Below are 24525 nucleotides of genomic sequence, written 5' to 3'. Positions count from 1 at the left end.
CGCTTTACGGAGTTACTGTTTCATGAACCTAAAGACCCTCACGCTCGTCTCGATTGTCGCTGGCGTTGCTGTACTCGCGGGTTGCTCAACACCGTCGACCATCACCCAGCGCGATGGCAGTCAAATCACGACCGCTGACGAGCCTCAATACAACGACGACACCGGCTTCTACGAATACGAAAAAGACGGCAGCAACGTCCGACTCAACAAAGACGACGTCAAAAGCATCGAGGACATCGATTAAGTGGCGTTGCTCTAGTTCTAGCGTAGCAAGTTTCTCTGCTCGCGGGGATTGTCTCTATTGAGACGTTTCTGGGGCGTGCGAAGGGGCTTGTGTCGGCCAGATCGAAATGGCTCGGGCGCATACAGGCGCCCTCGGTCCCGCTNCGNGGGACTGCCCATTTCTCAAACNGGCCGACACAAGCCCCTTCGCACGCCCCAGAAACTCACGGTAGTAGAGCGCTCCGGTCGGGTTGCCAGATATTTGAGCCGTTGCCTCCGTGTAAATGGCCACCGCCAGCCTTTTGANCCTCGGGCAGTCCCGCGCAGCGGGACCGAGGGCGCCTGCATGCGCCCGAGCCGAGGTGATTTGGCCACCCCCACGCCCTGGCACGCTCCCCGAACGTCACCATAGAGACACCCTGCAACAGCAAGCAACAACACCGCCCCAAAAGAACACCCAACATCAACCGTCGGTGTTCTTCCCGAGCCCGAGATAACTTTCGATGACTCGAGGGTTCCCCGCCAGTTCGCGCGCCGGGCCATGCAAGATGACCTCGCCGGTTTCCAGTACATAGCCGTAGTCGGCGACCTGCAGGGCTGCGCGGGCGTTTTGTTCGACGAGGAGGATGGCGACGCCTGTCTCGCGTAGACGCGCGATGATATGAAAGATCTCGCGGACGATAAGGGGTGCAAGGCCCAGGCTGGGTTCGTCGAGCATGAGCAGACGAGGCTTGGCCATGAGGGCGCGACCGACGGCAAGCATTTGGCGTTCGCCGCCAGATAATGTGCCGGCCTCCTGGTGGCGGCGTTCTCGCAGTCGGGGGAACAGCGTGAAGACTTCGTCCAGTGTATTGCGCCAGCCGCTCTCACGGGCTCGATAGCGACGGAAACCGCCCAGCAAGAGATTGTCCTCGACGGACATGCTGCCGAATAACTCGCGGCGTTCCGGTACGAGGGACATGCCTGCGGCGACGCGGCGCTCTACGCTCCAGCCGGATACCTCGGCGCCGGCGTAATGGATGGGGCCCGACGCATGGCCTGTCGTGGGCAGCGAACCCATCATGGCATTGAGCAGCGTGGATTTGCCGGCCCCGTTGGCGCCGATGACCGTCACGATGCTGCCGGGCGCCACAGTTAAGGTTGCTTCGTTGAGCGCGCCGACTTTGCCGTAGCGGGCGCTGAGTGCGCAGACGTCGAGGATGGCATTTTGCGTCGGGTTTTGTTGGGGGGTCATTGCACGCTCCCGGTGACAGGCGTGGCCTGATCGGTGCCGGGCAAATCGTCGTCGATGCCGCCCAGATAGGCCTCGAGTACAGCCGGATTCTGTTGAACCTCGGCCGGGACGCCTTCGGCCAGCTTGGTGCCGAAATCCATCACCACCAGGTGGTTAGTCAAACGCATCACGAAATCCATATCATGCTCTACCAACAGGATGCTCATGCCTTCGGCACGCAGTTGCTCAAGCACCTGGGCCAGTTCTTGTTTTTCTTTGTAGCGCAGGCCCGCGGCAGGCTCATCCAGTAATAACAGAACGGGGTCGCTGGCCAGGGCACGTGCAATTTCCAGGATGCGCTGCTGGCCCAGAGCCAGGTTGCCCGCTTGCTCGTACAGATAGTCGCCCAGGCCGACACGCTTGAGTTGAGTGGCGGCCTCGTGCAACAGGCGGGCTTCTTTTGCGCGTTCGCTGTGCAGGGCGCCCGCGATCACGCTCACGTCGGCGCGCATGTGTGCACCCAAAGCCACGTTTTCCAGTACGGACATACCGGTCAATAACTGGACGTGCTGAAAGGTCCGTCCGACGCCGCGTCTGGCGATCTCGCGTGCGCTGCAGCTATTGATGTGTTCGCCAAGAAAGCGCACTTGACCGCGCGTCGCGGGCAGAACGCCGCTGATCAGATTGAAGGTCGTGCTCTTGCCCGCCCCGTTCGGACCGATCAGCCCGACAATCTCGCCCGCGCGCACATTGAACGTAATGTCGTTGACTGCCACTAGGCCGCCGAACTCTTTGCGAATCGCGTCGACCTCCAGGACCAGTTCGCCACGTTGCGGCCGCCCGCGTTGCGGCAAGGCTTCGGCACTGGGTGGCGGCGCGAGGTGACGGCGCGAGCCGGCGCTGCCGGTCAAGCGCGCCCACGCCGAGGACAAGATCGGCCACAAGCCATTGGCGGCATATTGCAGCATCAAGATCAGCAACACCCCGAAAACGATGAGCTCAAAGTTCGCGTTGGTGTTCAATAATTTGGGCAACAGATTTTGCAGTTGATCTTTCAGTCCCAGAATCACCGCCGAGCCCACCACGGCGCCCCAAACATGACCTGCACCGCCGACGACGGCCATGAACAAATATTCGATGCTGTAGTTGATACCGAATGGACTGGGGCTGACGGCGCGTTGCATGTGTGCGTAGATCCAGCCCGACAGGCAGGCCAGCAAAGCAGCCCAGATAAAGATGATGGTCTTGTACGAAGCGGTGTTGACCCCCATCGACTCCGCCATGCCCGCGCCGCTTTTCAGGGCGCGAATGGCACGGCCGGGACGTGAGTTCAGCAAGTTGCTGGTCGCCCATATCGACAACAGCATGAACACCCAGATCAGATAGTAAATATGGCGACCGCTGGCCAATGAGAATCCAAACAGACTGATGGGTTCCAGGCCGGCAATGCCGTCATGCTTGCCCAGCCAATCCAGATTGCCGAACAGAAAATACAGCGATAGTCCCCAGGCGATGGTGCCCAAGGGCAGATAGTGCCCCGACAGGCGCAGCGTGATCAGGCCCAGCAGATAGGCCACCACGGCGGTCAGCGACAATCCGGCTACCAAGGCCAGCCAGGGCGAGGTGTCGTATTGGCTGGTCAACACGGCCGTCGTATAGGCCCCCAGGCCCACAAAGGCCGCCTGGCCGAACGAGGTCAAGCCTCCCACGCCCGTCAGCAACACCAGGCCCAGCGCCACCAAGGCGGCCAGTCCGATGTAGTTAAGCTGCGTGATCCAGAACTCCGGCGTAAATGGCAACATCGGAAGAATGGCCAGTACGACAATGAATGCGATTAACAGAATACGGTTCATGGCGATTATTCCTCGTCATCCGTATGATGGCTGCTGAACGATCGCCACACGAGCACGGGAATGATCAGCGTGAACACAATGACTTCCTTGTAGGCGCTGGCCCAGAATGAAGAAAAAGCCTCCAGTATCCCGACCAGCACGGCGCCCGCCGCGGCAATCGGGTAGCTGACCAGGCCGCCGATAATGGCGCCGACGAATCCTTTCAAGCCAATCAAAAAGCCGGTGTCGTAGTACACCGTGGTGATGGGTGCGATCAACATGCCCGACATGGCGCCGATCGCGACCGCCAGGGTAAAGGTCAAGCTGCCGGACATCGTGGTGCTGATGCCCACCAGGCGCGCGCCGCGACGGTTGACTGCCGTGGCGCGCAATGCGCGACCGTACAGGGTTTTGCCAAAGAACAGCGCCAGCGCCACGATCAACAACGCACATGTTCCGACGACGAACAAACTTTGTGCGGACCAGGTCGCCGCACCCAGCGTGAATTGCCCGCTGACAAAGGCCGGCGTACGCCATCCCTCTGCGCCAAAGAACACCAGGGCCAGGCCCGTCAACGCGAAGTGCACCGCGACCGAGACAATCAACAGCACCAGCACGGAGGCTTCTGCCAAGGGTTGATAAACAATGCGATAGATCATGGGGCCCATCGGGATAATCAGCACGAGGGCGAGCAGCATGTTCAGCCACAAGGAGTTCTCCGGTCCCGCGTAGGCCTTTGTCAGCCACAGCAGTGCCAGGGGTATGACCACGCAGGTCACCAGCACTTTGGGCAACGCGCTTGCATTGCGAATCCGCACGGCGCGCAGTAGTTCCAGCACCAGCACCATCGCGCCCAGCAGGGGCAACAGGTAGGCAGTGCCAGGCACGCGGCCATTGACCAGCATCGCCAGGGTCAACGCGCCAAATGCGACGAACTCACCCTGCGGAATAAAGATGACGCGGGTAACGGTGAACACCAGGACCAGCGCCATGCCCAGCAAGGCATAGATGGCACCGTTGACGATGCCGTCCTGCAGCAGGATGAGCGCAATTGAAAAATCCATGAAACTGCCTTATGGGGTTGGCGGATGGAGCTGCCTCAAATGACGCACCGGCCCTCGGGCCGGTGCGTAGATAGATCGGCGAGCGATCATAACGCTACGCCAACAGCATGCACATTACAGATCGGGCTGATAGACCCACTTGCCCTTTTCGACCTTGACCATCACGCGCGAACGCTCATCGAAGCCGGCATGATCGGTGGGGCTCATATTGAATACGCCTTGCGAGGCGGCCAGGTTCTTGATGCCCTCAATGGCATCGCGCAACGCAGCCCGGAACTCCGGCGTACCGGGTTTGGCACCCGTCTTTAAGGCGACAGGCAATGCGGTCACGACCAGTTGACCGGCATCCCACATATGGCCGCCAAAGGTATTGGTCGTGCCAGCGCCGTATTTGTCCTCGTAGGCCTTGGTATAGGCCATTGCCGATTTTTTCACGGGATTGCTGTCGGGCAACTGCGCAGCGACCAGGAGGGGGCCGGCCGGCAACAGCATGCCTTCGCAATCAGCGCCGCAGACACGCAGCACATCATTGTTGGCGGCGCCGTGGGTTTGGTAAATCGTGCCTTGATAGTTGCGCGCACGCAGTTCCTTCTGAGGCAGCGCGGAGGGCGTACCTGCCCCGGCGATCAGAATCGCGTCGGGCTTGGCGCTGACCAGTTTCAGTACCTGGCCGGTCACGCTCGTATCGGTACGACCGTACTTTTCGACAGCCGTGATCTCGATGCCCTTGGCCTTGGCGGCATCACGCATCACCGTCAACCAACTATCCCCATAGGCATCGGCAAACCCGATAAAGCCCAGCGTCTTGACCTTGGCCTTGGCCATGGCGTCCGCTAACGCGCTCGCCATCAGGACGTCATTTTGCGGCGTCTTGAATACCCACTTGCGCTTGTCATCGACGGGCTCGACGATCTTGGCGCTGGCGGCCACACTGATCATCGGGACTTTGGTTTCCGCCACCACATCGACCATCGCCAGCGAGCCCGGCGTGATGGAGGTGCCAATCAGAACGTCGACCTTGTCGTCCGAGATCAGTTTGCGTGAGTTTTTCACGGCCTGGGTCGTATCGGTCGCGTCATCGAGCACGATCCATTCGATCTTCTGACCCGCGACCTCGGTGGGCAGCAACGCGACAGTGTTGCGCTCGGGAATACCCAGCGAGGCAGCCGGGCCGGTGCTGGCGACGGTCACACCTACCTTGACCTGTGCGCTGGCGAGCAACGGCAGGCTCAGAGCAACCGCGGCTGCGGCTACGGACAAGCTGAAATGCTTGCGCATCATGTTTTGTCTCCTGTTTAGGCTCTTGTTATGGCCCCGGATGAGGAAAAGTGAGCCCAGCTAATGTTATACAGAAAATAGGGATTTATCTTGATAAGTGTATCAAATACATCTCAAATCGACCCCCGTGACTTCCCTAGTTTGCGCAAGCGGCGCCATTAAGGGGATTCCCGGAGCATCGGCCACACCCGCTCCACGCGCCAGGCCACCCAAGCGGCAATCGCGGCCTTGATCAAGTCGCCCGGCACAAAAGCCGTCATCGCCAATGCAGCCTTGCCCCACCCCATTTGGGTGACGACAGCCAACCAGGGAATGCCGATCGCGTACACCACCACAATCCCCCCGGTGATGCAAGCCAGCCAATACATCAGTGCGGCCATGGCGCCACCGCTAGATGAAAGGACCAAACGGCGAGCCAACCAACCCGTCACGACGGCGCCAAGCGCCATGCCTACCAAGAAACCGCCCGTCGGCCCAAAAAACACCCCAAGCCCTCCTCGCCCGCCAGGCAAGACGGGCAAGCCAATCGCCGCCAGCAGCAGATACAACAGGCACGCCAGCCCGCCCCGCACGGGGCCCAGCATCGCCCCCGTCAGCATGACCCCCAGCGTCTGCAGCGTGATAGGCACAGGAACCACGGGCATCGGGATCGGGGGCATCAAGCTCAGCACCACGATCAGCGCGGCAAACAGTGCAATCAGCACAGTGTCTTGGGTTTTCATCATTTGCTCCGGGACGAAGTGTCAGAAATCATGAAGGACATGCATGCCACGCCGTATGTGGTGATGGATTAGCTGCGCGCGTCGATAGCCTGTGCCACCTGCTGCGCCCGTTTCAGCGTGCGCACGACCAGCGGCACGATCAGCGCCAACGGATGCCGGGCAAGGCCACGCGCAGCCTGTGCCTCGCGGATTTCCTGATAGTGGCGCCAGATTTCGGGCACGAAACGCAATGTCAGCGCCATTGCCAGCGAGATCTTGCCGGCATTCACCCACCCTAGGCGTTCCAGGGGCAACAAGGCGCGCTCGCAGGCCGCTATCAGGTCCGACGTTCGGGTCGATAGCGTGACGGCCAAGGCCAGGCCCACCAGCGCCGCAATGCGCAACAAGACGGCTGCCGCCTGCTGCCAGCTCTGGAAAACCACGGCAAAGACGCCGATCAACACCAATATCCAGACCAGACCGCGAACCTGGCGCCACAAGGCCGCGGCGCTGACACCTGTCGACCTGATCAGCACGCCCGATACGACCGCCGCCGTACCCAGTAGCCACACATTGTGCATGGCAAACAGCGCAATGCCGGCGATCACCAGTGCGGCCAATTTGGGCGCGGCCGGCAGCCGGTGCAACAGGCTATTGCCCGGTAAATATAAGGGTTCGATCATCATGCGCAGTGCTCTCGGTACCAGCGCAATGCAGCGCCGGGCGTATCGTCGACGGCAATGCGGCCATCGACCACGACCAGGACACGATCGAAGTCTTGCAATAACTCCAGGTCGTGACTGACGACGATCGCCTGCTGCGTCAATCCGGCGATTGCCCGACTGACGCGATTGCGATTACGCAAATCCAGTTGCGTCGTGGGCTCGTCAAAGACCACCAGTGCCGGCTGCATCACCAATACCGAGGCCAGCGCGACCAACTGGCATTCGCCGCCCGAGAGCATATGGCTGGCTCGGTCCGCCAAATGCCCGACACCCAGACTGTCCAGGCTGGCCTGTATGCGGCGGGCGCTTTCGTCGGCCGGCAGGCGCTGTGCCTTCAGGCCAAAAGCCATGTCCTCCCGCACGATGGGATACACGATCTGGTTTTCGGGGTTCTGGAAGACGAATCCCACCTGTCGGCGTATCGCCTTGAGATCGCGACGGGTATCCAGCCCGTCGAGCGTCACCCGTCCCGCCGTGGGCAACACCAAACCATTGAGCAGTTTGGCAAACGTGCTTTTGCCCGCGCCATTGGGGCCAACCACGCCCACACGGCGCTGATCAATAGCCACACTCACGCCCCGCAGGGCTTGGGAATGCGGCGTGGCAACAACGGTCTGATCAAACTCGATTAACATGGGGCGAAATTATGCCCGAAGCCGTTGATCGAACCTATTCCTATACGCGGACTCAAAGAGTAGATATGGACAAAGTCAACAAAACTGACGCCGAATGGCGTGCGCAACTCACCCCCGAAGAATACGCGGTGGCCCGTCAAAAAGGGACCGAGCGTGCCTTTACGGGGCGTTACTGGAATACCACTACGCTGGGGATCTACCGCTGTGTCGGCTGTGGTACCCCGCTATTCGCGTCGGACACCAAGTTCGATGCGGGTTGTGGCTGGCCGAGCTATTTCGAGCCGATCGACCCCGCTCGTGTGCGCGAAGAGCGCGACACGGCCCACGGTATGGTCCGGACCGAAGTACTGTGCAATATCTGCGATTCCCACCTGGGCCACGTATTTCCGGATGGCCCCGAGCCCACCGGGCTGCGCTATTGCATTAATTCGGTATCGCTCAAATTCGAACCCATCGAAGACTGATGAAGAAATTTCTGTTTGACCTGTTCCCGCTGATTCTTTTCTTTGTCGCGTATCGCTACGCCGATATCTATACGGCGACGGCGGTGGCCATTGCGGCCTCGGTTGCCCAACTGATTTGGTTACGAGCCACAGGCAAGCGTATCGAAATGACACACTGGGTCAACATCTCGGTGATTGTCATTTTTGGTGGTGCGACCTTGTGGCTACACAGCGATGTCTTTATCAAGTGGAAACCCACCGTCTTGTACTGGCTATTTGGTGCGGCGTTATTGGGCGGAAAATTATTTGGCCGCAATATCATGCGGCGCTTGCTGGGCAGTCAAATTGAACTTTCCGACGCCGCCTGGGACAAACTGAACCTGAGCTGGGGTTTGTTCTTTTTAGCGGCAGGCGCCATCAATTTGTACGTGGCGTTTTCCGGCCATTTCACCGAGTCCCAGTGGGTGAATTTCAAGGTCTTCGGATTGATGGGGCTGTTGCTGGTTTTCGTGATTGGCCAGTCGCTGTGGCTGAGCAAACATATGCAGCATCCCACTCAGCCAGAGGCTGGCGAGACACCCCCGCGCGAAATCGGCAAGGACTGATTTCCCGCCCGGCATGCCGGGCGTTTTACGGCTGACTCGCCTGTTTGGGTTTGACCTGCTTAGGTTCGGCCCCTCATGTTTGGCCATTTTTCCCGTGCTTGATTGCTCTACTGATGACTGACACCACTGACCGCATTGCACTGATACGTACCCGCCTGGCGCCGCTGGCACCCACGGCGCTGGACATCCGCGACGACTCACATCTACATGCGGGACATGCAGGTGCCGAGGGCGGCGCGGGGCACTACCATGTGCGTATCGTTTCCGTACGCTTTGCCGGCTTGTCGCCGGTGGCGCGACACCGCCTGGTGTATGATCTTTTGCAAGATTTGATCCCTTTTCCCATCCATGCGCTTGCGCTTGATGCCCAAGCTCCTCTGACAAATCCCTAAAGGAAACCCATGAAACGCATCGTGATGCTGGCCGCCGCTTGTGCGGTCGCCATTCCCGCCTTTGCGCAGAACGTCGCTACCGTTAATGGCAAGGCAATCTCTCAGCAAAGTCTGGATCAATTCGTCAAACTGCTGGTCAGCCAGGGCGCGACGGATTCGCCCCAATTGCGCGAACAGGTCAAGCAGGAAATGATCAATCGCCAGATCTTCGTCCAGGCCGCCGAAAAAGCCGGCATCGCCAAACAGGCCGATACCGAGACCGAGATCGCGCTGGCCCGCGAAGGCATTCTGGTACGCGCCCTGATGGCCGACTACCTGCAAAAGCACCCCGTCACCGACAAGCAAATCCAGGCTGAATACGACAAGGCCAAGAAGCAACAGGCCGGCCAAGAGGAATTCAAGGTTCGCCACATCCTGGTCGAAGACGAAAAGACCGCCAACGATCTGCTCGCCCAGATCAAGGCCGACAAAAGCAAGTTCGCCGATCTGGCCAAGAAAAACTCCAAGGATCCCGGCAGTGGCGCCAAGGGCGGCGATCTGGGTTGGGCTGCCCCCACCAACTACGTCAAACCGTTTGCCGACACCGTCAGCAGCCTAAAGAAGGGGCAATTAGCCGACAAACCCGTACAGACGCAGTTCGGCTGGCACATCATCGAGGTCGAAGACACCCGTCCGGTGGAGTTCCCGCCGCTGGATCAAGTTCGCCCGCAACTCGAAGAAATGCTGCGTCAACAGACGTTGGGCGAGTACCAGAAAGAACTGCGCGAAAAAGCCACGATCAAGTAAAGCGGCGATATGCCTGGCTGCGGCCAGGCTTGAACCTGCACCCCAAAGGTTGGATATTTGTCCGATTTTTGGGGTGTTTTGTTTGATGGTTGAGGCGAGGCGTGATTGATTGCATTCAATCAAAAGCCAAGCCGATATCTCGCTCAGAAGACTTGCGCAAAACGATAGAATTTCAAAAAACAACGATGATTCAGAAAGCTCAAACGCCCAGCAAGGCTTTCAGGGCATCCTCGTCCAACACCGTCACACCTAATTCCTGCGCTTTGGTGAGTTTGCTGCCGGCGTCTTCGCCCGCCACCACGTAAGCGGTTTTCTTGGAGACAGAGCCGCTGACCTTGCCGCCTGCGGCCAGGATGTGACGGGTGGCTTCGTCGCGTGTCCAGTTGGGCATCGTGCCGGTCAAGACGAATGTCTTGCCCGCTAGAGCGTTGCCCTGCGGTCCTGCTTCGGCAACAGGGTGTACGCCCTGCTTTGTGAGCAGATCGATGATTTCGCGGTTGTGCGCCTCGGCAAAGAATCGGCGGATAGAGGCAGCCACAACGGGCCCCACATCGGGTGCGCCGACTAGGGCCTCCTCGTCAGCATCCATGATGCTCTCGATGCTGCCAAAGTGACGCGCCACATCGCGCGCGGTCGTCTCGCCTACGTGACGGATGCCCAGGGCAAACAGCAAACGCCCCAGCGAAGGCGTACGCGCCTTGTCAATGGCCTGCACCAGATTCTCGGCAGACTTCTTGCCCATACGATCCAGGGCGGCCAACTCAAAAGCGGTCAGGCTATAGAGATCGGCCAACGATTTCACGCGCCCACTGTCGACCAATTGATCGACCAGTTTTTCACCCAGACCATCGATATCCAGTGCCTTGCGGCCGGCCGCATGCCAGAGCGTTTGTTTGCGTTGGGCGGCACAAAACAGGCCCCCGGTACAACGGGCGATCGCCTCGTCTTCCGTACGCTCGATCGCCGAATCGCAGATGGGGCATCGGGTCGGCATGACGAACTCACGTGCGTCCTCGGGCCGTTGACTGAGCACCGGCGCTACGACTTCCGGAATCACGTCGCCAGCGCGCCGTACGATCACGGTGTCACCTATGCGTACGTCTTTGCGACGGATCTCGTCTTCGTTGTGCAGGGTCGCGTTGGTCACGGTAACGCCCCCGACGAACACCGGCTGCAACCGAGCCACCGGCGTGATCGCACCCGTACGGCCTACCTGGACCTCGATATCCAGCAACCGCGTGGAGGCTTCTTCGGCGGGGAATTTGTGCGCCACGGCAAAGCGCGGTGCACGCGCGACGAAACCTAGTACCTTTTGGGCCGGCAGGGAGTCGACCTTGTAGACGACCCCATCGATGTCGTACGCCAGACCGGGCCGTTCGCGGCCGACCTGCTCGTAGAACGCCAGCAAGCCTTCGGCCCCGGTGACGCGGTGATTGTGTTGCGTATTGACGGGCAAGCCCAATGTCGCCAACCAGCTCAGCATGGCGCCATGCGTGTCGTATGGCAGCGTCGATTCCCGACGGGCGTTACCCGTGGATTCTTCGAACCGCTCTGCCTGCGTTTCGGGCAAACCCTGGACTTCGCCCCAGCTATAGGCAAAAAACCGCAAGGGGCGTTGCGCCGTAATGCGCGGATCCAATTGACGCAAGCTACCGGCCGCGGCATTGCGTGGATTGACAAATACCTTGTCGTCCCGCGCTGCCTGGCTACGATTCAGGCGCTCGAACTCCGCGCGATTCATCAGGACCTCGCCACGCACTTCCAGCACACGCGGCGCGGCGCCCTTCAGGCGCAGAGGGATCGTGCGTATCGTACGAATATTGGCGGTGACGTCTTCGCCCGTCTGACCGTCACCCCGGGTGGCGGCCTGTACCAGCACTCCGTTCTCGTATCGCACGCTGATGGCCAAGCCATCGAGCTTCAATTCACAAAAATAGGCGGGTGATTCGTCTGGCCGCAACAACCCCGCGCCGCGCAGCGTATCGGATACGCGGCGGTCAAACGCGTGCACGTCATCCGACTCGAAGGCGTTACCCAGCGACAGCATCGGCACGGCGTGCCGTACGCTGCCAAACGCCGCGACGGGCGCCGCCCCCACGCGCTGCGTGGGCGACTCGGGTGTCACTAATTCGGGGTGATCTGTTTCGAGCTGGACGAGCTCGCGCATCAGCGCGTCGTAGTCCGCATCGGAAATGGCGGGCGCATCGTGCACGTAGTAGCGCACGTTATGCTGTTCAATCTCGTGACGCAGCTCGCTCGCCCGCTGCGCCGCTTGTGTGGCGCTGGCGTGCTCAGCCATCAAGCAAACACCCGTTGTGCGCGCACGCTGCCTGCAGGCAGTCCAGCCTGATCCAGCTTGCTGAACAACGTTTGCAGTTGCTCGTCAATGCCCGTTTCCATGCCGTCGACGACGGGTCTGCCTTGATCGTCCACCAACTCGGCTTGCAACCGCGCGGCCAGATCCCGGCCCACATCGACCATACGCCCAAACGCGCGCGAATCGGCCGGGCTGCACGGCACATCAAGCAGCAGCACAAGACGACTGACGGCAGCCATGCCATCGTCAAAACCTGCCCCATCGCCACGCGACAACGTAAAGCGTGTCGCGCCAGTATCAGTCAGCCAGAGCAAACGCGTATTGTCCACGGCGAAACCCAACTCTCGTGCCACGCTGATTACGTCGATCGTGGATCGCGGCTCGCGCAGCAACAACGTCAGTCCAACCTGGGCATCCAGTGCCGCACAGAGTTCGTCCAGCTTGACGGCGCGCTCGAGCACGACTTGCTGATCCGGCCCTTCGATCGTAGCCTCGAAACGGTCCGCCAATTCTTGGGCACGCGCCCAGAGCTGCGACCACTCGATCGCCGTCAAAGGCCCGCTGCGATTGGCCAGGAGTGCCGCCAGTTGCAACGACGCGTACGACTCTTCGGGATGAATACGGGCACGATGACGACCCGCCTCGGTGGTGGCAAACACACGCACGGGTTTGGTCCCCACCTGATGCACGCCCTGTATGGCCGGCAGCAACTCGGCGCCAAGCATCGGCTCGCCGAGGTGAATCTCAATCACCACTTCGCAACCGGGATCGGGCTCTTCGGTGTCGTCCACGTCATTCGCAGGTGCAGCGGCGGCGGCAGTCGCGGCTGCCGCGACATGCTCCGGACCCATACCGGGTTCCCGACGTTTGGCGTCTGCGCTCGAACGTACCGCCCCCTCACCGTCACTCAGTAAGGGATCCTGTTCCGAGGTGGGGAACCGTGCCTGCATACGACTGCGCGCACGACGGTCTTGCCACCAGTTGAAACCCAATACCAGTAGTATCAGAAGTACACCCAGGACAATCAGACCGATCTGCAAATTACTCATGTGTCAATCCTGCGCCAGCAAGCAGCGCCATTCCGTTATTAGTGGTTATGCGGCTTCGGAGGCCATTTGCACGGCCGAGTCAATATCAACAGCAACGATACGCGAAACCCCTTGCTCTTGCATGGTAACGCCCACCAGTTGCTTTGCCATCTGCATGGCAATCTTGTTGTGCGAGATAAACAAGAACTGCGTCTGCTCGCTCATGCTTCTGACAAGATTGGCATAGCGCTCGGTGTTAGCGTCATCCAGCGGGGCATCCACCTCGTCCAGCAGGCAGAATGGGGCGGGGTTGAGCTTGAACAGGGCAAATACCAATGCCGTCGCGGTCAGGGCTTTTTCCCCACCCGACAGCAAATGAATCGTACTGTTGCGCTTGCCCGGGGGCTGCGCCATGACCTGCACGCCGGCGTCCAGGATTTCGTCGCCCGTCATGGAGAGCTTGGCCTCGCCACCCCCGAATAACCGAGGGAACAGTTCACCAAAATGGCCATTGACGGTATCGAACGTGGCCTGCAGCAACTCGCGTGTTTCGCGATCGATCTTGCGGATAGCGTCTTCGAGGGTATCGATGGCCGTCAGCAAGTCTTGTTGCTGAGCAGCCAGAAACTCCTTGCGCTCGCGAGACGCATTCAACTCGTCCAGGGCGGCCAGGTTGACGGAGCCCAGGCTCTCGATCTGACGCGAAATGCGACCGACCTCGGACTGCAGCCAGTTGGCCCGGCGCCATTCTTCCGGCTGATTGGACAATTCTCGGGCCAAGGTTTCGCGATCGACCTCGCGGGCATTGAGCTGCTCGGTGAATTGTTCTTCGGCCAGGCGAGCGGCCTGCTCCTGTAATTGCAATTCAGTGATACGCGCACGCAACGGCTCGAGCGTACGCTCTTGTTGCATCCGGTCTTCGTCAGCCCCGCGCAGCAAGGCCGCCAAATTATCGAGCTCCTGGCGTGCGAGCGTCAGGGATTCCTCGCGCTCGGCCCGGGCTTCGAGCGCGTCCTGCAGGCCGGTTTGCGAAGCGGTCTCGTCAAACTCGGCCAGCTCGGCCTGCAATTGCTCGAGCTCGATGGCTCCGCGCTGGCTTTGATCAATGGCCAATTGTCGATTGCGCTGCAGATCCGCGATGCGCGACTGCACGCCGCGCTCGGCGAACTCGGCCTCCTGAGCGGCACGTTCGAGCTCACGCAGTCGGGCGCGCGCCGCCTCGGCTTGTGCCGCCAGGTCTTCACCGGCGATCTCGGCATCGGAAAAACGCGATTGATGGTCGGCCAGTTCCTCGTCCAGTGTCTCGAATCGGGCTTCGGCCTCTTCGCGAGTCGCGCGCAGGTCTTCTTCATGCGCCGAGATTTCTGCGAGATCCTGACGCAGGCGTTCGGCACGCTCACCGGACTGCTGGGCCTGTTGCTGCAAGCGTGAATGCTCAAGCTGGATGTCATGCACCCGACGCGTGACTTCGGCCACACGCTGACGTGCCGGCGCGATCGCTTGCGAAACCTGTTGCCAGATGCTTTCCGCACGCGCCACGGCAGCACGCGCCTGATCGGAGATCAACTGGTGCGCCTTGATTTCGCGCTGCAGGTTCTCGATTTCGTGTTGGCGTGCCAACATGCCGGCCTGCTCGGAGTCTGGCGCATAAAACCGCACACTATGGGCATCGACCAAATGGCCCGCCGGCACCACACATACCGCGCCGGGCGGCAAAGTGGCGCGCAGGGCCAGGGCCTGGCCGATATCGTCGGCGATATACACGCTGCCCAGCCACGCGTTAAGCATGGTGCGCAGATCGGGATCCGTCACGCGCAATAGACTCGACAGCGGCGTCAGGCCCGATGGCGCGGCCGGCGCGGGGGCCGCGACCGGCACCTGGTAAAACGCGAGGCGTGCGGGTGGTGCGTCCTCGGCAAAGGCACGCGACCAGTCCAGGTTGCGCACCTCCATTGCCGTCATGCGCTCGCGCAACACGGCTTCGAGGGCGTTTTCCCAGCCCGGCTCGATATTCAGTTTTTGCCACAAGCGCGCCAGACCGGTCAGCTCGTGCTTGGTCAGCCAAGGCTCGAGCGTCCCCTGCTTCTGGACGTCTTCCTGGAGTTTGGCCAATGCGGCCAAACGAGCCTCGAGTCGTGACAGGCTTTGCGCGTCTTGCTGGGCGGCGTTCTGGGCGCGGCTACGCTCGGCGTCCGCCTCAGGTACCTGACCCTCCAGCGTCGCCAACGCTTCCTGGGCCTCGTCGAGTTGGTCCTCGCCCATGGCACGGTCGCCGGCCAGTTGCTCCAGCCGGACAGGATCCGGCGCCTGCAGTTCGCGTAATTCCTGCTGCAAGCGCTCTCGGCGCTGCTCCAGGTTTTGCAACTGGCGGTCGGCATCGCGCTGGGTTTGCGCCGCCAGCGCCAGGTGTTGCTCGACGCGTGCCAACCCGCTGCGCATCTCGTCGCGCGAGGCGGCGGCATCCCGTACCCGGGACTCGGTATCGGGCAGGCTGGCCTGGGCCTCCTCGGCTAGCGCGCGGGCCTCTTCGGTGCGGGCCGCGCCGGTCGCCAGGTCGTCTTCGGCCTGTGCGATCTGCTCGATACAGTGCGCTTGTTGGGACTCCCATTCGGCAATCTGTTGCTGCAATTGATCCCGGCGTGCTTGCAGACGGTTGCGCGAATCCACGACGTGACGAATTTCGGCCTCGAGGCGGCTGACTTGCGCGTTCGCCTCGTATAGATGCCCCTGTGCCGTGTGCACGGCGTCACTGGCCGCGTAATGGGCCTGGCGACGTGATTCCAGCTCGAGTTCGCCCGCGCGCAGCCCTGCGATGGCCGCCTCCAGGTTCGTCTGGGCCTGGGCCATCTCCTGGTTTTTGCGCTGGCGCTCATCGCGCGCACCGGTTTCTTTCAATAGCCACAGGGCGAACTGCTTCTTTTCGCCATCGGCCTGCAATCCACGGTATTGCCGAGCTACCTCGGCCTGAGCCTCGAGTTTTTCCACCTGCGAGCCCAGCTCGCGCAGGATATCTTCGACCCGTGTCAGGTTTTCGCGGGTATCGGACAAACGGTTTTCGGTTTCGCGGCGCCGCTCTTTGTAGCGCGAGACGCCCGCAGCCTCTTCGAGGAAAACGCGAAGCTCTTCGGGGCGCGCCTCGATCAGGCGGTTGATCATGCCCTGCCCGATGATGGCGTAGCCACGCGCACCCAGGCCGGTGCCCAGGAAAATGTCGTGAATGTCGCGACGCCGAACCTGCTGATTGTTGACGTAATAGCTGCTGGTACCGTCGCGCGTCAACACGCGACGCACCGCGATCTCGGAATACGCGCTCCATTGGCCAGCGGCACGCCCTTCACTATTGTCGAATACCATTTCGACCGATGCGCGCCCGGCGGGTTTGCGATGGCCCGATCCGTTGAAAATCACGTCCTGCATGGACTCGCCACGCAACTCGGAGGCCTTGGCCTCGCCCAGCACCCAGCGCACGGCATCGATAATATTGGATTTACCGCAGCCATTGGGACCCACCACGCCGACCAACTGACTGGGGACGGGGATCACGGTAGGATCGACGAATGATTTGAATCCGGCGAGTTTTAGTTGTGTAAGGCGCACTGTACGATGACGGACGGGTGGGGTTAAACGAAACGCGTTGAACAGACCTGCCGTACCCATGACAAACCCGGAATGGAAAACCGGGAATGCCAGACTGGCCCGCAGGGCCAAAAATGGCGAATCAGATGTGGTTCGTATGATACCCCAGCCCGTCGATGCGCTTAGTCAGGAATCGACAATAACGCCCGGCCTCACGCGCCAGACGCTATACTCGCTGACACTTTTTTCCATACGATACAGATTTTTCACCGCTGCCAGCAGACCGGCAGCCACCGGGGATTGTCTTTTGAAACGTGGGTTTTATCTGGTCATGGCTGCTCAGGCCTTCTCGTCTCTGGCGGACAATGCGCTGTTCATTGCAGCGATCGCCTTGATACTGGAATTGCATGGCCCTGACTGGATGGCGCCGCTGATGAAGTGGTCATTCGCACTGTCCTACGTGGTGCTGGCCGCTTTCGTTGGCGCACTGGCCGACTCCTTCCCCAAAGGGCGGGTGATGTTCGCCACCAACGCCCTCAAGATCTGCGGCTGCCTGATGATGTTCCTGTATGCCAATCTAGGGGTTTCCGAGCAATACCAGACCTATTTGGTCTGCTTGGCGTATGGGCTGGTCGGCGTGGGCGCCGCGGCGTACTCCCCGGCCAAATACGGCATCGTCACCGAAATGCTGCCGCCCGAAATGCTGGTCAAGGGCAATAGCTGGATCGAGGGCCTGACGGTGTTCTCCATCATCCTGGGTACCGTCCTGGGCGGCGTCCTGATTTCTCCTGCTGCTTCGCTCGTGTTGCTGGATCACCAATTTATCGGCAAATGGGTGCACACGCCGGCAGAGGCGGCCATTTTGGTCATTGCCTTTGTGTATCTGCTGGCGTCGCTGTGCAACCTGCTGATTCCGCACACACACGTGCGCTACCCGCCGCAACAAAAAAACCCCATCAAACTGACCAGGGCCTTTGCCAGCTATGTGCGAGTCCTGTGGAATGACAAGCTGGGTCAAATCTCGCTCGCCGTCACCACGCTCTTCTGGGGCGCCGGCGCCGTCTTGCAATTGATCGTCATCGAATGGGGCAGACGCCACCTGGGATACCGCCTGGATGAGGCCTCGATGTTGATGGGCGTGGCGGCAGTCGGCACGGTTGTGGGCTCTATTCTGGCCGGGCGCATCCCGCTGCGCAAAGCCTTGTGCGTGCTGCCAGTGGGCGCCTTGATGGGCCTGGTGGTGCTGTTGATGCCACTGGTCAAAGCGACCTGGGCCGTCTACGCTCTCCTGTTGCTGACAGGCGGGCTTGCCGGATTCTTTGTCGTGCCCATGAACGCCCTCTTGCAGCACCGCGGCCATGTCCTGCTATCGGCCGGGCACTCCATTGCCGTTCAGAACTTCAATGAACAGCTCAATATTCTGCTGATGGTGGCCATGTACACCCTGATGCTGTGGCTGCAAATCCCGATCAACACGGTGATCGTGCTGTTTGGCCTGCTGGTCGCCATCCTGATGGTGCTGTTCATGCGCTGGAGTCGCCGCAACATGTCTGCCAATCCCGCCCTGCAAGAGCAAATTGGCCAGGAAGGTCACGGCCGGGCGCTCGACACCCCGCATTGAACCGCAAAACGCGCTATGCGCCACGACGCCCCTGCATGGGGAGTCAACCCGCATGAACACACGCCAAATACCGGACAGAGCCGACACACCTTGTGCCGGGCGTCAGCCCGAGGTCGCGGCGAGCCTGAGGTCTTGCCAGGCCCGTGCCTTTTCGGTGGGGCTGCGCAGCAAATACGCGGGGTGATAGCTGACAATCACCGGAATACTGCGCCCGTCATCCGTCGTCAGTGCGTGCTGACGCCCGCGCAGATTGCCAATCGTGGCATCCGTTCCCAGCAGGGTCTGGGCCGCGAAACGACCCAGCACCAAAATACGTTCGGGCTGAATCAGCTCAATCTGCCGCTTCAGGTAGGGGCTGCAGGCCGCGATTTCCTCGGGCTTGGGGTTGCGATTGCCCGGCGGACGGCATTTGATGACGTTGGCGATAAAGACGTCTTTTTCACGACTCATCCCCACCGCGCTCAACATGGCGTCCAGCAACTGGCCGGACCGCCCGACAAAGGGTAGGCCCTGGCGGTCTTCTTGTTCGCCCGGCGCCTCACCTACGACCATCCAGCGAGCGGGCCGCGCACCCATGCCAAACACCGCGTGACGACGCCCCTGGCACAAGCCACAAGAGGTGCATTGCTGAACCTGGTCGCGCAGCGCGTCAAAATCGGTCGCGGGAATCACCGGCTCGGTGACCGAACGAGACTCTGCCGCAGGTTGAGGCTGCTTAATGGAAGGCGAGGATCGAGGCGGCCGGGGCGCCGCGACAGGGGCCGCAGGGACCACAGAAACGTTGAGCGGCCCCTTGGCCACCGCGCGCTCGCCTTTTGTAGCATCGGCGGCCCGCACCGCACTGAGCGCCGCGGCTGGGCCATCCGCCGTTCTGGCGGCCCCGCCTACTCCGACCGAATCGTCGCCTGCCGGGGCGTTCGCCCCCCTGGCCTGCGTCGACTCGTCATGGAACGATTCCGCCTGGGTCGACGCCTGCGGCACCACTACCGGCTCGGCAACCTGCAGCCAGGTCTTTTCAATGCCGATTTCGCGCAGCCAGAGCTTCTGCAACGCATTGATGCGGGGCGCCACCATCGTCACGACGGTTCCTCTTCGTCCACCCATATTTTCTGCATCACCAAAGCATCCTCGCGTTGCCCCTGACCGGTCGGATAATAGCCCCGACGCACGCCGATACGCTGAAATCCGCGCTTTTCATAAAAACCCACAGCCGGCTGATTCGAGGGCCGAACCTCAAGCATCACTGCCGGCAAATCCTGGGCGCGTGCGAGCTTCACGCACCAGTCCAGCAGCATACTGCCCATACCCTGGCGATGGTGCGCGCGAGACACCCCTATCACCAGCAAATGCGCCACATCCGGGGCCAGCATGACCAAGCAAAATCCGACGACCTTGCCCGCCTGGCGCAAAACGCAGGCCTCGTAGCCCGACGCCAGCGCATCGGCAAAATTGCCCCGCGTCCACGGAAACGCCTGCAGATTCGCCTCGAGGTCAGCCACCTCGTCCAGATCGGCTTGCGCCATCGGCTCGAGCACAGGAGCAGACCAGGTCGGCGCGGCCTTGGGATTGCCCCCTAACCCGCGATCACGCTCGGCCGTCGTAAATGCCACCTTGTCGCGCACGTAGAGCGGCGCGGCCAGCTCCGGCGCGGCGCCTTCGCCACGCAGCCAGGCTTGCCGGGCCAAATAGGCCACGTCACGCGCCTGGGGACGCGTCGCCGCACTGCGGCGCCAGTCCGACGGCGCCGCCATCTCGGCCGCATAGACATCCCAGGCATCACCCGCCAAGACCGGCGTGGCCACTGTCAGCGAGGACGCGTCGCCGCGCACCAGCCCATCGCCAACGCCATTGGCCAGACCAATGGCCAAACCCCTCACCGGCTCGCTGGCCGACCAGATCGACAGGTGATGGGCAGCCCAAGGCACCACCTCAGCCGCCGCGATCAACATCGGGGCCTGAAGCGTCACCCAGGGATTATCCGCATCCCGGCCAAGCGCATAGGCCGCCAGATAGACCTCGTTCATTCGTGCATCCAGGGCCACCAAGACGACATCCCCGGGTTCGGCGCCCGTCTCGTGCGCCACCGCCAGGTGAGACACCACGGACACCACAGGCACCCCCAAGGCCAATCCCATGCCCTGTGCGACCCCGCAGGCGATCCGCAGCCCCGTAAAGCCGCCTGGCCCCTGGCCAAACGCCACGGCGTGCAAGTCCGTCGGCGCCAGCCCAGCCCGCGCCAGTAGCTCGCCCGCCATGGGCAGCAAGCGCTCGGCGTGCTCTTGTGCACCCTCGTGTTCGAGCACGCAAACCGTGCTGCCCGCATCGGTTTCGCGCAAAAGGGCCACCCCGCAACGCGAGGAGGACGTCTCAAGAGCCAACAGGTTCAAATCCATAGATGACGATTGTACGAAATCACAAGAACGGCCCATTAAGTCACAAGAATGTCTCTTGAACGTGTAAGGGGGATTTCAACCTTATCTCGCAATGTGTAATATCTTGTGAATGGCTACTAGCCGTTGATTCTCGTCACTGTTACATTTCGGGCCATGAACACGCAAAACACCAACCCCATCCGCAAAATCCTTGTCGTCGATGATGATCCGCGTCTGCGCGATCTGCTACGGCGGTACTTGTCGGAGCAAGGGTTCAACGTCTTTGTCGCCGAAGACGCGAAAGAAATGGGCAAGCTCTGGCAGCGCGAGCACTTTGATCTGCTCGTACTCGACCTGATGCTGCCCGGCGAAGACGGTCTGTCGATCTGCCGCCGCCTGCGTGGCGGCCACGACAACACGCCCATCATCATGCTGACGGCCAAGGCCGAGGAAATCGACCGTATCGTTGGCTTGGAAATGGGCGCCGACGACTACCTGTCCAAGCCATTCAACCCCCGTGAACTGCTGGCTCGCATCAATGCCATTTTGCGCCGCCGCGGTACCGAAGAACACCCGGGTGCTCCCAGCCAGGAAAACGAATCCATCGTCTTTGGGCCGTATGTGCTCAACCTGTCGACCCGTACGCTCACGCGCAATAATGAGCAGGTTCCCATCACCACGGGCGAATTTTCCGTCCTGAAAGTTTTCGCACGCCACCCCAAGATCCCGCTGTCGCGCGACAAACTGATGGAACTGGCCCGAGGCCGAGAATACGAAGCCTTCGATCGCAGCCTGGACGTGCAAATCTCGCGCCTGCGCAAGCTGATCGAACCCAATCCGTCCAAACCGGTCTTCATCCAGACGGTCTGGGGTCTGGGCTACGTGTTTGTTCCGGATGGCGGCAGCTGATCACGCCACAGGACCTCGACACGCACGACGTCTCGTGCCCGGTTTACGCAGGATCCTTCGCAATCTGACCTCTCGCCTCAAATTGGGGCTGTTCGGCCGCACTTTTTTGCTGCTGGCAGCCCTGATGCTGGTGAGTCTGGGCGCATGGCTGCAAGTTTTCTTCAGCATGGAGCTCGGCCCGCGCGCCAACCAAATGGCGCAGCGGGTGATCACTGCCGTCAATATCACCCGGACGGCGCTGATCTACGCTGACGGCACCGAACGCAGCAAGCTGCTGCTCGACTTGGCCACCAACGAGGGGATCCAGGTCTATCCCCGCGAAGTCACCGACTTCACCGAGGCCCTGCCCGAGGACGACTACTGGCAACGGGTCGCCCAGCACATCCGCACGCGTTTTGGTCCTGAAACCCAGATCATGTGGGGCGTCAATCAAGTACCGGGCTTCTGGGTCAGCTTTCAGATCAACCAGGACCTGTACTGGCTCGTCTTCGAGCGCGAGCAAATCGGCCTGACCGGTGGTATCGAATGGCTAGGCTGGGGCGCCACCGCCCTGCTGCTCTCGCTCGTCGGCGCGGCAGTCAGCGTGGGCTTCGTCAACCGTCCACTCTCGCGCCTGGCGCGCGCCGCACAAGTCCTCTCCCGCGGCGATACCCCCGCCCCACTCCCTGAAAACGGACCACTCGAGATCCGCGACCTGAACGCGTCCTTCAACCGCATGTCCAAAGACCTGCGTCGAGCCGAAGCGGACCGCGAACTGATGCTGGCGGGCATCTCCCATGACCTGCGTACCCCTCTGGCACGCATGCGGCTCGAAATCGAAATGAGCGGCGTATCCGAAGACGCCCGCCAAGCCATCGACGACGACCTGGGCCAAATCGATCACAGCATCGGCCAGCTCATGGAATACGCCCGCCCGGCTGGCTCCCTGCCCCAAACCGCCACCGACATTTCCGCCGTCCTCAACGAGCTCTACGAACGCGAGCGCAGCCACACCGCCTCGCTGGGAGGCAATCTCGACGCCTCGATCGAGCCCGACCTGCTCGCCCGAGTGACTGCTCTTGACCTCAGGCGCGTCGTCAGCAACCTCATCGAAAACGCCCGTCGCTATGGCCGCTCCACCGATGGCCAGGCCCACCTCAGCATGAACCTGCACACCGAGGGCAATTTCCACATTATCGAGGTCTCCGACCGTGGTCCCGGCATCGCCCCCGACGACGTCGACCGCCTGCTTCGCCCCTTCTCCCGCGGCGAAGCCGCCCGCACCGGCGTCAGTGGCGCCGGCCTGGGTCTGGCCATCGTCGAACGCCTGCTCAAACACGTCGGCGGCTCACTCAAAATGCTCGAACGCCAAGGTGGCGGCCTGACCGCAAGGATAGAGATTCCTAAAGCCCGTTTTAGAAATTATCAATTAGACACCGATAGCCAATAGCGTAAAATTTGGGTCTTAGCGCACGATATTCAGTGCCTTTTTCCACCCAACAACTTACGGGAGCATTCATGAAAACTGTTGGCGACAAGCTCGAGCCCTTTAAGGTTTCCGGCGTCAAACCCGGCTTCAATCAGCACGAAGAAAACGGCGTGTCGGCTTTTGAAGACATCACCGAAAGCTCCTTCCCCGGCAAGTGGAAGGTGATCTACTTCTACCCCAAAGACTTCACGTTCGTGTGCCCCACCGAAATCGTCGGCTTCAACAACCTGGCCAAAGACTTCGAAGACCGCGACGCCGTCCTGCTGGGTGGTTCCGTGGACAACGAATTCGTCAAGCTGGCATGGCGCCGCGAGCACCCGGACTTGAACAAGCTGGGTCACTACCAATTCGGCGACACCACCGGCGCCCTGGTTGACCAACTGGGTATCCGCGACAAAGAAGAAGGCGTCGCCCTGCGCGCAACCTTCATCGTTGATCCGGACAACACGATCCAGCACGTTTCGGTCAACAACCTGAACGTCGGCCGTAACCCTGAAGAAGTGCTGCGCTTGCTCGACGGTCTGCAAACCGACGAGCTGTGCCCTTGCAACCGTACGGTTGGCGGCGCAACGCTGTAATTTCTTAGCCCGGCCCTGCCGGGCTTTTCCTGATCCAGATTATAGGTAAAAACTATGGAATTCCTCTCAGCAATCAAGGAACAACTGCCAGACTGGGCCAAAGACATCCGCCTGAATCTGGACGGAGTTATCGCACGCTCCACCCTGGCCCCCGAAGACGCCGTCGGCGCCGCCCTGTCGGCCGCTTTTGCCGCCCGCAGCCCGGTCCTGATCGAAGCCTTCAAGAGCGGCCTGTCGGAAACCGACGCCAACGCCGCCCTCACCGCCTCGGCCCTGATGGGCATGAACAACGTCTGGTACCCCTACGTTGAAATGACCGGCGACGCGCAACTCAAGACCCTGCCCGCCCAATTGCGTATGAATGCCTACTCGACCCATGGCGGCGTGGACAAAAAACGCTTCGAACTGTTCGCATTGGCCGCATCAATCATCGGTAAATGCCATTTCTGCGTACAGTCCCACTACGAAAACCTGAAGAAAGACGGCTTCAGCGTCGAACAACTCCGCGACGTCGGCCGTATCGCTGCGGTAGTCAACGCCGCTGCCTTGTCTTTGGCGGCTCAGGGTAAGTAATACGTTTTTTGCACTCGATTTTCGGTCGGGTGCGTTAGGTTCTTAAGAGGCGCTTTCGTTTATTCGAGGGCGTCTCTTTTCTTTTGCTGCACCCTTGTTTGCGTTCCGGCTGCCTGCTTGCACGCTGCCTTGTCTTGCGTGTAGGGGGTTGTTGAGTTCTTTTGGGTGGTTTGGGGGAGCCGGGGGG

The 24525-nt window shown here is 60.9% G+C and carries 22 protein-coding genes; 10 read left to right on the top strand and 12 right to left on the bottom strand.

The genetic code is table 11. From position 1 onward, the window contains the following. The first annotated feature begins 22 nt into the window (after positions 1 to 22). Positions 23 to 244 (top strand): YgdI/YgdR family lipoprotein, encoded by a 222-nt coding sequence (locus ACNAZS_RS20310; RefSeq protein WP_415792326.1) that lies wholly within the window; start codon positions 23 to 25, stop codon positions 242 to 244. Between the two features lie 441 nt (positions 245 to 685). Here the strand turns inward: ACNAZS_RS20310 and ACNAZS_RS20305 are convergent, their stop codons facing one another. The 7 genes from ACNAZS_RS20305 to ACNAZS_RS20275 all read right to left on the bottom strand — a co-directional run bounded on the left by ACNAZS_RS20305 (position 686) and on the right by ACNAZS_RS20275 (position 7670). Beyond that, on the bottom strand, positions 686 to 1456 hold the full coding sequence (locus ACNAZS_RS20305; RefSeq protein ID WP_415792325.1) for an ABC transporter ATP-binding protein: 771 nt from the start codon (positions 1454 to 1456) through the stop codon (positions 686 to 688). Continuing rightward, entirely contained in the window at positions 1453 to 3288 is a 1836-nt protein-coding gene (locus tag ACNAZS_RS20300; RefSeq protein ID WP_415792324.1) for a branched-chain amino acid ABC transporter ATP-binding protein/permease, read from the bottom strand. The genes ACNAZS_RS20305 and ACNAZS_RS20300 overlap by 4 nt, the downstream gene beginning before the upstream one ends. A gap of 5 nt (positions 3289 to 3293) precedes the next feature. Continuing rightward, positions 3294 to 4331 (bottom strand): branched-chain amino acid ABC transporter permease, encoded by a 1038-nt coding sequence (locus ACNAZS_RS20295; RefSeq protein ID WP_415792323.1) that lies wholly within the window; start codon positions 4329 to 4331, stop codon positions 3294 to 3296. Between the two features lie 114 nt (positions 4332 to 4445). Next, positions 4446 to 5609, bottom strand: coding sequence for an ABC transporter substrate-binding protein (locus tag ACNAZS_RS20290; RefSeq protein WP_415792500.1), 1164 nt, complete (start codon positions 5607 to 5609; stop codon positions 4446 to 4448). 158 nt (positions 5610 to 5767) lie between these two features. Continuing rightward, positions 5768 to 6331 carry a biotin transporter BioY gene (locus tag ACNAZS_RS20285; protein WP_415792499.1) on the bottom strand — a complete coding sequence of 188 codons (564 nt, stop codon included), beginning with the start codon at positions 6329 to 6331 and terminating at the stop codon, positions 5768 to 5770. A gap of 68 nt (positions 6332 to 6399) precedes the next feature. Next, positions 6400 to 6993, bottom strand: a complete 594-nt coding sequence (locus tag ACNAZS_RS20280; RefSeq protein WP_415792498.1) for an energy-coupling factor transporter transmembrane component T family protein — start codon at positions 6991 to 6993, stop codon at positions 6400 to 6402. Beyond that, positions 6993 to 7670: an energy-coupling factor ABC transporter ATP-binding protein gene (locus tag ACNAZS_RS20275; protein ID WP_415792322.1), complete on the bottom strand. Its 678-nt coding sequence runs from the start codon at positions 7668 to 7670 to the stop codon at positions 6993 to 6995. Before ACNAZS_RS20275 ends, ACNAZS_RS20280 begins: the two co-directional genes overlap by 1 nt. Before the next feature lie 65 nt (positions 7671 to 7735). Between ACNAZS_RS20275 and msrB the strand changes: the two genes are divergently transcribed. From msrB to ACNAZS_RS20255, 4 genes are all read left to right on the top strand, one after another. Continuing rightward, positions 7736 to 8134, top strand: a complete 399-nt coding sequence (gene msrB / locus ACNAZS_RS20270) for a peptide-methionine (R)-S-oxide reductase MsrB (protein ID WP_415792321.1) — start codon at positions 7736 to 7738, stop codon at positions 8132 to 8134. Beyond that, positions 8134 to 8718, top strand: a complete 585-nt coding sequence (locus tag ACNAZS_RS20265; RefSeq protein ID WP_415792320.1) for a septation protein A — start codon at positions 8134 to 8136, stop codon at positions 8716 to 8718. The genes msrB and ACNAZS_RS20265 overlap by 1 nt, the downstream gene beginning before the upstream one ends. A 113-nt stretch (positions 8719 to 8831) precedes the next feature. Continuing rightward, positions 8832 to 9110, top strand: a complete 279-nt coding sequence (locus tag ACNAZS_RS20260; RefSeq protein ID WP_415792319.1) for a BolA family protein — start codon at positions 8832 to 8834, stop codon at positions 9108 to 9110. A 9-nt stretch (positions 9111 to 9119) separates the two neighbouring features. Then, the gene (locus ACNAZS_RS20255; protein ID WP_415792318.1) at positions 9120 to 9896 is read left to right on the top strand and encodes a peptidylprolyl isomerase; all 777 of its coding nucleotides are present in this window, start codon (positions 9120 to 9122) and stop codon (positions 9894 to 9896) included. 199 nt (positions 9897 to 10095) lie between these two features. Here ACNAZS_RS20255 and ligA read toward each other — a convergent pair whose 3' ends face one another. The 3 genes from ligA to smc are packed head-to-tail and all read right to left on the bottom strand — an operon-like array spanning position 10096 to position 16838. Continuing rightward, the gene (gene ligA, locus ACNAZS_RS20250) at positions 10096 to 12195 is read right to left on the bottom strand and encodes an NAD-dependent DNA ligase LigA (RefSeq protein ID WP_415792317.1); all 2100 of its coding nucleotides are present in this window, start codon (positions 12193 to 12195) and stop codon (positions 10096 to 10098) included. Then, positions 12195 to 13262: a cell division protein ZipA C-terminal FtsZ-binding domain-containing protein gene (locus tag ACNAZS_RS20245; protein ID WP_415792316.1), complete on the bottom strand. Its 1068-nt coding sequence runs from the start codon at positions 13260 to 13262 to the stop codon at positions 12195 to 12197. The genes ligA and ACNAZS_RS20245 overlap by 1 nt, the downstream gene beginning before the upstream one ends. A gap of 45 nt (positions 13263 to 13307) precedes the next feature. Then, positions 13308 to 16838 carry a chromosome segregation protein SMC gene (gene smc / locus ACNAZS_RS20240; RefSeq protein ID WP_415792497.1) on the bottom strand — a complete coding sequence of 1177 codons (3531 nt, stop codon included), beginning with the start codon at positions 16836 to 16838 and terminating at the stop codon, positions 13308 to 13310. A gap of 286 nt (positions 16839 to 17124) precedes the next feature. Between smc and lplT the strand changes: the two genes are divergently transcribed. Beyond that, a complete protein-coding gene (gene lplT, locus ACNAZS_RS20235) occupies positions 17125 to 18438 on the top strand; it encodes a lysophospholipid transporter LplT (RefSeq protein WP_415792315.1) in 1314 nt (437 codons plus the stop codon). A 102-nt stretch (positions 18439 to 18540) separates the two neighbouring features. Here lplT and ACNAZS_RS20230 read toward each other — a convergent pair whose 3' ends face one another. Both ACNAZS_RS20230 and tsaB read right to left on the bottom strand, forming a co-directional pair. After that, on the bottom strand, positions 18541 to 19542 hold the full coding sequence (locus tag ACNAZS_RS20230; RefSeq protein ID WP_415792314.1) for a uracil-DNA glycosylase: 1002 nt from the start codon (positions 19540 to 19542) through the stop codon (positions 18541 to 18543). After that, positions 19515 to 20831, bottom strand: coding sequence for a tRNA (adenosine(37)-N6)-threonylcarbamoyltransferase complex dimerization subunit type 1 TsaB (gene tsaB / locus ACNAZS_RS20225; RefSeq protein WP_415792313.1), 1317 nt, complete (start codon positions 20829 to 20831; stop codon positions 19515 to 19517). The genes ACNAZS_RS20230 and tsaB overlap by 28 nt, the downstream gene beginning before the upstream one ends. A 153-nt stretch (positions 20832 to 20984) precedes the next feature. Here tsaB and risA point away from each other — a divergent pair, with 153 nt between their 5' ends. From risA to ACNAZS_RS20205, 4 genes are all read left to right on the top strand, one after another. Beyond that, positions 20985 to 21719, top strand: coding sequence for a response regulator transcription factor RisA (gene risA / locus ACNAZS_RS20220; RefSeq protein WP_415792312.1), 735 nt, complete (start codon positions 20985 to 20987; stop codon positions 21717 to 21719). A gap of 34 nt (positions 21720 to 21753) precedes the next feature. After that, positions 21754 to 23148 carry a sensor histidine kinase RisS gene (gene risS / locus ACNAZS_RS20215; protein WP_460475296.1) on the top strand — a complete coding sequence of 465 codons (1395 nt, stop codon included), beginning with the start codon at positions 21754 to 21756 and terminating at the stop codon, positions 23146 to 23148. Positions 23149 to 23216: 68 nt separating this feature from the next. Then, a complete protein-coding gene (locus ACNAZS_RS20210; RefSeq protein WP_415792310.1) occupies positions 23217 to 23765 on the top strand; it encodes a peroxiredoxin in 549 nt (182 codons plus the stop codon). A 54-nt stretch (positions 23766 to 23819) separates the two neighbouring features. Beyond that, on the top strand, positions 23820 to 24338 hold the full coding sequence (locus ACNAZS_RS20205) for a carboxymuconolactone decarboxylase family protein (protein ID WP_415792309.1): 519 nt from the start codon (positions 23820 to 23822) through the stop codon (positions 24336 to 24338). Positions 24339 to 24525 lie beyond the last annotated feature (187 nt).

The sequence above is a fragment of the Bordetella tumulicola genome, assembly GCF_965138755.1.
GTDB classification, from domain to species: domain Bacteria; phylum Pseudomonadota; class Gammaproteobacteria; order Burkholderiales; family Burkholderiaceae_B; genus Bordetella_A; species Bordetella_A tumulicola.
This window is presented reverse-complemented; position numbering and strand designations above follow the sequence as displayed.